This window comes from Candidatus Cloacimonadota bacterium (genome assembly GCA_020532355.1).
Classification (GTDB): domain Bacteria; phylum Cloacimonadota; class Cloacimonadia; order Cloacimonadales; family Cloacimonadaceae; genus UBA5456.
On record JAJBBD010000040.1, the window covers coordinates 1 to 8672 of the forward strand.

The 8672-nt window shown below is 38.8% G+C and carries 5 protein-coding genes; 1 reads left to right on the top strand and 4 read right to left on the bottom strand.

Going from position 1 to position 8672, the window contains the following annotated elements:
- On the top strand, window positions 1-154 hold a 154-nt coding region (locus LHW48_01095; protein MCB5259059.1), incomplete at its 5' end, for an EamA/RhaT family transporter.
- Here LHW48_01095 and LHW48_01100 read toward each other — a convergent pair.
- From LHW48_01100 to argF, 4 genes are all read right to left on the bottom strand, one after another.
- Window positions 151-2949 carry a tetratricopeptide repeat protein gene (locus tag LHW48_01100; GenBank protein ID MCB5259060.1) on the bottom strand — a complete coding sequence of 933 codons (2799 nt, stop codon included), beginning with the start codon at window positions 2947-2949 and terminating at the stop codon, window positions 151-153. The two genes, LHW48_01095 and LHW48_01100, sit on opposite strands and share 4 nt — an antisense overlap.
- Entirely contained in the window at window positions 2946-3647 is a 702-nt protein-coding gene (locus LHW48_01105) for an NAD-dependent deacylase (GenBank protein ID MCB5259061.1), read from the bottom strand. Before LHW48_01105 ends, LHW48_01100 begins: the two co-directional genes overlap by 4 nt.
- On the bottom strand, window positions 3644-7213 hold the full coding sequence (locus LHW48_01110) for a C25 family cysteine peptidase (GenBank protein MCB5259062.1): 3570 nt from the start codon (window positions 7211-7213) through the stop codon (window positions 3644-3646). The genes LHW48_01105 and LHW48_01110 overlap by 4 nt, the downstream gene beginning before the upstream one ends.
- A gap of 725 nt (window positions 7214-7938) precedes the next feature.
- Window positions 7939-8672, bottom strand: a 734-nt coding sequence (gene argF / locus LHW48_01115; protein ID MCB5259063.1) for an ornithine carbamoyltransferase, incomplete at its 5' end; no start/stop codon positions are given.

Below are 8672 nucleotides of genomic sequence, written 5' to 3' on the forward strand. Positions count from 1 at the left end.
CAACACTGCCAAAATATCCAATCTAATCTTTTTAAGTCCGTTTATCTCGATGTTCTTTATTCAAAGCATCCTGAAGGAATCTATCCATCCGGCTACAATTATCGGATTGTTGCTAATAGTAGTCTCAAACCTCGTTCAAAAGAGTAATCTTTAGCTTTTTGTTTCTGCAAGTTTCTGTTTACAGATATTTACAGCATTGCGACTGCGTTCTATCTCCTGCTCGTTTCCTAATTGCTCTTTTAACGCTAAGCTTCTACTATAATACTTTAAGGCAGTATTAAAATCTTCGGTATCGAAACTGATATTGCCCAGATTTCCCAAGGCATTTATGATCTCAAGCTTATCGTTCATTTTTGTAGCAAGCTCAAGTTTTTGCAAAAACCACATCTTTGCTTCATCTAATCTCTGCAATTCATAACAGCACCATCCAAGATTACCCAGTGCAATAGATTCATCGCGTAAGAACTTGGATTCTTTGCTTATACTCAGACTTTGCGAAAATGCATCAAATCCTTTTTCACCATTACCTTGCGCTAAATAGATTAACCCCAAATTAGAGAGTGTTTTAGCTTCGCGTTGCTTATCTTCTAACATTTGAGAAAGTTTCAGGCTTTGGTTGTGGAAATTTATTGCTTCTTCATGTTGTTTATGATGCTGATGCCAAATACCTAAGTTGTTTTGGGCAATGCAGATCTGAAGTTTATCATCAAGCTTAACTGCGGTTTGATATTGTTTTTCAAAACTCCTAATCGCAAGCTCAAAGTTTCCTTTATAAAAAGCTGCTACACCAATAAATCTCAGCAATTCGCAGTATAGGATGGTCTCATCTGGTATATATTGTTTTGCTTCCTGTATCAAAGCATCTGCCTCATCCCATTTCCCGGTAAGCCAGTATATATCTGCAAGCTTGATCTGCAATTCTGCTTTTTCTACGGGATCGGTTAAATAGCCTAAGAGAGTTTTCCCTAATTTGAGAGCCAAAGAATTGTCAAAACTTTTTGCAGCTTTATCTACTCCTAGTTTTAGGTGAGGTATCGCTTTTTGGGGCAGTTCTGCTTTAATATAGTGATCTGCCAGAGCAAAGATAAAATCCTCTAAGTTATCCGCAAACAGTTTTTCTATGGCAGCAGCCGTGAGTTCATGCAGTAACTTCCTGTTCTGTAATAGTAATGTTTGATATGCTACTTCACGGGTAGTAATGTGTTTAAAAAAATAGGTCGAGAAATCAAAGCCTAAAAGCTTCATTATTAAAGAATGCTCTTCCAGCTTGCCCAGCGTGCTTTCCAGATTAACAGGGTCGTCCAATCTAGATTCTACTTCTCGCAAAATCTCCACAAAAAACTCATTTCCTATAACTGAAGCCTTGTGAAGAAGTAAACGCAGATGTTGAGGTAAAGCATCTAGTCGGGATAAGATCAAAGCATGCAAATTGCCCGGTACAGGATATTCATCAAGATCCGTTTGGGGCAGATTACTAATGTAATTACACCATTCTTCCAGATAAAAAGGATTACCGGCAGATAGTTCGCTCACCAGCTTAAGAGTTTCTTTGTTTAAGTTCTTAGTTTGGTTATAGCTGTTAAGTAATTCATTTATCTGAGCTGCATCAAGTGGCTCCAATTCCATTACCTTAAAAGATGAGTGATTTGTTATTGCTTCCAAAATTGGATAATCCAATCTATACAATGCAATAATCAGAATTGGAATATGATTTTGTTCAAATCTTGCCAAAAGAAATTCTAGTGTGTGAGCGCTAGATTCATCAATAAGGTGAATATCGTCTAGAATCATTATGATGTCTTTAGATTGGGACTGAGCGCTAGAAACTATCGCCATTAATACTGTCTCCATTGCTCTTAAGATATGATTCAGAAGGTCTTTACCTTTTTGTTCAATTCTAGCATCCGGAATTTTGATTTCAAGTAAAAATGCCAATAACGGCAAACAATCCAATACGTCATCTGGGTGATTGTTGAGCTTGGATAGTTTGGTTATACCTGTTATTAGTTTTTCTTTTTTATGTGCTGTAGTGCTGTTGTGCGATATCTCAAAATAGCTTTCAATAATACGAACAAACATATTGAATGGAGTTGGACTTATGCTTGAACAACGTCCCTGTAAAATTAATGCCGCTTGCTTAGAAATACAAAACTCTTGTAGAAGTCTACTTTTTCCAATTCCCGCATCCCCTTTAATTCCGATAACTCTGGTGCCGCTTTTTGCCATATTAAACGCTTCGGTAAGTTCTTTTAGCTCGGCTTGCCTACCAATAAACACTGATGATTTTGATACATGGAAGGAACTTTTCTGCCCGATAACAAGCCAACAATCAATAGGTTGATCCATGCCTTTAACGTTTACGGGACCCTTACTCTCAAAATCAAATATGTGCTCTACCAACTGCTTAGTTCGATTTGGAAGCATGATTCGATTAACCGGGGCATTACTCTCCATTCTACTGGCAAGGTTTACCTGAGGACCGTATACAGTAAAATCACCTTCACGGGATTCTCCTACTTTTCCTACAGACACCAAACCTGTGTTGATTCCTATCCGCAATCCCAATTCAACAGATTCAAAACCTTGTTCTCGGTTGAGCAGTTTATTATACAACCGAAGTTGTTCCTGCATCTTAATGGCAGCCAGCACACTCCGCTGTGTATCTTGTTCAGTAGCCTTTTTTGCACCAAATAAAGCCATTATTCCATCTCCGATGTATTTATCTACAAAGCCACCATAAAAACTAATGCAACGGCTAAATATCTTCATAATGTCATCCATTTTTGCATGGATAACTTCTGGCTCAAAAAGATTGGAGATATTAGTAAATCCTTTAATATCGGCAAAAAGAACGGCTACTTCACGAAGCTCGCCTTCTCTAAGGCTTTTTTTCTGTTCTTCCTCGTCTTCAACCATGAAGTCTGGTCCAAACCAAAGATCATCATTCACTCTGCACTTCCTATTATTCCATCAACTATTTCTGGTAATAATTCACCGGATTTCCCTTGATAGAATTCATCTATGAACCCAAGATTATCCGGTTTATCTAAGTTTACGGCTATTGTTTTTGCCCCAAAGAGTTTTGCTGTCATTACAAATCCTGCAGCAGGATATACTGTCCCACTGGTTCCTATAATCATAAACACATCACAAGATTTTAGGTTTTCTTCGATCTCATGCAAGAAATATGGAATCTCTCCGAACCATACAATATCTGGGCGCAAGTAACTCCCGCATTGAGAGCATAAAGGTAAATCTTCTTCTAAGTTTATTGCCTCAATCATAAACCTTTTATTACAGGAGGTACAAAAACATCTATTTATACTACCATGCATTTCCAGGACTCTCCTGTTTCCAGCCTTAAAGTGCAATCCATCCACATTTTGTGTAATAAGATGAAATCCATTCTCGAGTTTATCTTCTAACTTTTTTAACGCCAGATGACCAGGATTGGGCTTTACCTGCATAGCTTGATTGAATCGCTGTTTATAGAATTCCCATACTAGCTTAGGATTTCGGATAAAACCTTCAGGGCTGGCAACATCCTCTACTCTGTGGTTTTCCCATAAGCCGCCGGAATCCCTAAACGTGCTGATGCCGGATTCAGCACTGATTCCGGCACCAGTCAAAACAAGGTATCGCTTCATTTCATTAATATCATCTTTTTGCTTATGCTCTGATTTTCGCTCTGTAATCGATAACTATAGATGCCGCTGGCAACAAGGCTGCCATTATTATCTGTACCATTCCAATTAAATATGTTTTGCCCAGCAGGTAAATCTTTATCTACCAAATCTTTTACTAATTGACCCTTTAGATTGTAGACGCTTAAGCGAACCTTGGCCGATTTTGGCAAATAGAATGCTATGTTAGTATTGGGATTAAAGGGATTGGGATAGTTTTGTGCTAAACTGATAGCAATGGGAACAACTGTTTCGTCATTACTATTACTTGATCCTTCAACTCTAATATCGTCTATATACCAACCTTCACCAGTAACATACGCATCACTTCCAAAGACAAAACGAAATTGAACTTCTCCAGACACATTTCCCAGAGGAAATTCTGCTTCAGTCCATGAAAAAGTTCCCGAGTAAACTGGTGTTCCCGAAGCAAAAGGAGAATCAGGATTGTTATAAATGGTTTGCGGATACCCCCCAACTGGCTCAATGGCACTCCATCCTCCACCATTAACTGACATCTGCACCAATCCACCATCCCATGCTCTGTTGGGATAATCATCATGATCTTCTGCATCCATCCAATGCCAAAATTTCAGGGAACTGCCCGGATATACTGTAATATCCGGTGAGACTAATGCACCATAAGCACTGGAAGCGTATTGTGAAGTTCCACTACCTCCAAACTTCATAGACCACTCTCCGCCTTCTGTAATATTTCGGGAAGAAGTGCGATGCCATTGATTTACAAATTGGGAATTCAATTGTTCGCTAGTCCAATTCTGAATATCGGGCTCAAAGCCATAGCTCATCAAACCGATATTAACTAAAAAGCTACCATCTATACTATTTCCATTTTCTGCAGAGATAATGTATCCAATGGCAAGAGATGCTCCCATTTCGGCAGTTTCTGCAACATTCACTGTTAACACATTATTAAATGATATAACTTCACCAGAGTTAATCGGATCAAGGATAATCTCGAATTCACTTGTGCTCAATTGAGGATCTTCAGGGAAGATTAATAGAATTGGGTTATGCGCATTTCCACTGCCACTATTTTCTAAATTAAAGCTTATTGAAGCTGTTCCACCAGGTACCACATACATGCCGTCAGAACTTACTTGATAGCTTTCCAACGATAATCTTGGAGCTGCAAGAACTATGCTATGAAGAGAACTTGTTTCATACTCACCATAATTTGCGGTAAATATAAGATTTGCCACACTCTGATCGGCAAAAGAGCCAACTATTTGAATCTGGAAAGCCTCACTTACTATAAGGCTATCCCCGGCAGCAATATTCGAAAATGAATATGTTCCTTGTAAAACCTCAATATTTTGCGATGAACTGCTTATACTTATTGTGCCAGAACCTTCTTGATCAACCATGCCCATGTTTTTAATTGTAGCCGAGAGACTTAATATCTCGCCTGTATGAAGTAAGCCATCCTCATCGCTATTGAGAACTTCATTACAAACAATGTATGGCATCTGGCTTGCAGTTACATATATTGATGTATTGTAAGAATAATAATTCGGAGCATTAATATACATTTGATAAGTGCCCGGAACAAGGTTTTGAGTAAGCTGGATCTGAAACGTACCAAATTCATCGGCATAGGATTCATGGATCAGTTCATCGCCCAATTTTATGCGCAAATGCCCATTAGCAGCGTTGCTACTTATAGTGTAGTCGTTTAATCCCACCATCCATGCATTAGGTAAATCTGCCAATATCATTTGTGGTGTATCGCTCCAGATCTGCATTGCAGGACAGCCAAAAAGGTTGGTTTCGTAACATACCCAATACAATACTGGGGTATTGGTCATATAAGAAATATTATCCACTTTTGAGTCTACTAATGTATAACCCAAATCGTGGATTCCTTCTCCAAAAATGGCATCTATATACTCGCGGTGATACCGCTGACTGGCACCATTTGTAGACCCCTGCATTCCCCATCCGTATCTAGAATGTGCAATCATTCCAGCAGCCGCTTTGGTTACTGATGTGTATTTCTCAGTAATACAATCTGCAGTATAACTGCCAGGAGATGTATCCCGGTTATCAAAACTTCCAGCATAGCAGCCCTGAGTAAAATAGATAGAATAGTTACTGTTGGTAATGTTACTATCCGATACCTGATTATTGGAAAGCCTCATATTGTAAGTCGTGGCAGAGTGTCCGAGATGGTTTACCAAGTTTGCACCTTCAGATAAAAATGGTCTAATTTGGGTGCTTCCCCATGCGTCAGAATAACCATAAGTTCTATCATACAACGTGCTTATTTCCCAATCTGGAGGTACTCCTATAGTAGTATATCCGTTAGCATTCGAGCCTCCAATCATTTCATCCATATAGTCACCACCCCAAGTTGGGCCATCCCATAACCATTCACCCACAAAACTTGCAGTTTTAATAGCATCTTCCACAGGCAACATTTGATATAAGCAGATCTTGTTTATTTGGTTGGATATCTCAGTATCATTGTTATAGCAAATCCGTCCTACTGCCACCTCTGCTACTAAATCGGTTTCCATCATCTCGCCCCAGTAATCGTCCATATCATCATTCCAGTTACTATCCAGATTTGAATAATACATGTCTGCTGGAATATCATAATCAGTCTCCCCCTCGTCTCCCATAGAAACCATAAAACCACGATGCGGGATTACATCTGTATCTCCACCTAACAAAACATAACGCAACGGGTTTTCTTGGAATATAGAAATAATATAATTTCTAATCTTTTCCTGTAGGTCAATACCAGGCATCGATGCTTCAATTTCCGAAACGGCTTTCATACTAACAGACATACCAATATTCTCATAATAATTTGCTAAGGGCTGCCAATTACCAATCTTTTCAGCGTCAATTATCATAAGATACTCAATCCCCGCATCCCGATATGTTCTGTATGTGGGAACCATACTTTTATTATCCACACTATCCATTATTCTTCTACTAACAAACGGATCCTTTTTAAGTAAGGACAAGGCCTTTTGAGCTTGTAAACCCGGCTTGTATTCTATGTCGATCCATATCTCGCGATAAAATACCAGTTCATCTTTAACCGGATAATATTCAAAAGGTGATACTGCTCCGAATGCGATGGGATGTCCGCATAAAAACTCTGTCCTCAATCCCTTAGTCGTATTCTTAGGAAAAGCACTCTCAGATGAGTATATGCTCATACTAGCCTCAACTGGCTTCTCCAGCACGCCATGTGAAAATGGGTATTGAGGTTGAATAGGGGCTACTTTTTCACTAAATTTATAAACAACGGGATTCTCACGCCTAACCTGAATAGAACTAGCCTCATTTGCCTCCGGTAAAAGTATGCTAAAACCAAAATAAGGCAAATCTGGTTCGCCGGCTTGGCCATAGCTTTGTGCACCGCTGAGTTTAATTTTTAAACCCAATGAACTTTTCTCAATTTTTGGATTCTCCATTTGATAGTGTTGTGTAACGCCTGCAACAAGCATTACAGATACCAGAACTAGTCCAAGAGTGATAGCAATTTTTTTCATAATTCGACCTTAATGATTGGTTTTAATTTCTTACTTTCTACAGTATGCAAAGTACATTCCAAATATGCAATTTAAGCATCCTCCAGAGTATATGGTTCATTATTCTTAACTAGATGCATCACTCTTCAATACTATTAGGGTCGATTTGTAAATCTCCTGCACATCATAAGTAGCGAATGATCTCTTTTTTGTGCAGCGCTCTAAACAATATCTATACCGGAGATAGTCTTTCTCTGTAACAAAAGAAAGACATTTCATCCGGTGCTTACATTCTCATAATCAATGAGTTATCTCTAAATCAATAATGGAGAACTTGTTAGAAAGTACTAACGATTCTATGAAGCTAAGCCATTGCAATCCCTCGCACTTCGCTTATCTTTCCCTCATAATGTCCTCATCTCATGAGGAGATAATGAGCAGAAATAGAGCAAACGAATAGAGAAAGAAGTGGGGTGCAATGCAGGGTAGACACATATCTCGTTTTGGAGTATTTGCATATTTCTTTGTTATGTCCTAACACCTAATAGAATATGGGATATCATCGGCATCAATCAAAATGAGAACGTGAGCACAATTAATAGATCGCACCTTTCCTCATTTTGTTTCCGGATAGAAAAGCTCATACACCGAGTTGAATATTCGTCATAAACCAAAAATAATCATTCTGGGCAAACAAAAAAGGACATCTTTCTGATGTCCTTTATACTCGATACTATAGATGAAATTTACTGCCCTAAAGTTGCTACCATTATTGCTTTAATAGTATGCATCCTGTTTTCGGCTTCGTAAAAAACTACGGAATTAGGACCCTCAAATACTTCATCGGTTACTTCCATGGCGGTAAGACCAAATTTTGCATTGATTTCTTTGCCTACTTTGGTATTCAGATCGTGGAATGCTGGCAAACAATGCATAAATAAAGTATGTGGATTCCCTGTCTTATTCATCATACTGACATTTACTTGATAAGGCTTAAGCAGTTTAATTCGTTTCTCCCAAACACTATCCGGTTCTCCCATAGACACCCAAACGTCTGTGTATATTACATCTGCACCTTTCACGCCTTTAGCTATATCTTCTGTAATTGAGATCTTAGCACCGCTTTCCAGTGCGGCATCTTTACACTTTTTCAATAGAGTTTTCTCTGGGAAAAGAGATTTTGGGCTCACTATTCTAAAATCCATTCCGGTTTTCGAAGCACCAATCATAAGTGCATTGGCCACATTGTTGCGCCCGTCTCCGGCATAGACAAACACCATCTCATTTAGAGGTTTATTCAAGTGCTCCATTGCAGTTAAAAAGTCTGCTAAAACTTGTGTGGGGTGATCTTGATCGGTAAGACCATTCCAAACTGGCACTCCGGAATACTTTGCTAATTCTTCAACTATTTCCTGACCAAATCCACGATATTCAATGCCATCATACATTCTGCCTAAAACCCTTGCTGTATCTGCAATAG

Bases quoted from the DNA above. Each gene is read 5' to 3' on its own strand.
- LHW48_01110 (MCB5259062.1), bottom strand. From the start codon at position 7,213: ATGAAAAAAATTGCTATCACTCTTGGACTAGTTCTGGTATCTGTAATG.
- LHW48_01105 (MCB5259061.1), bottom strand. From the start codon at position 3,647: ATGAAGCGATACCTTGTTTTGACTGGTGCCGGAATCAGTGCTGAATCC.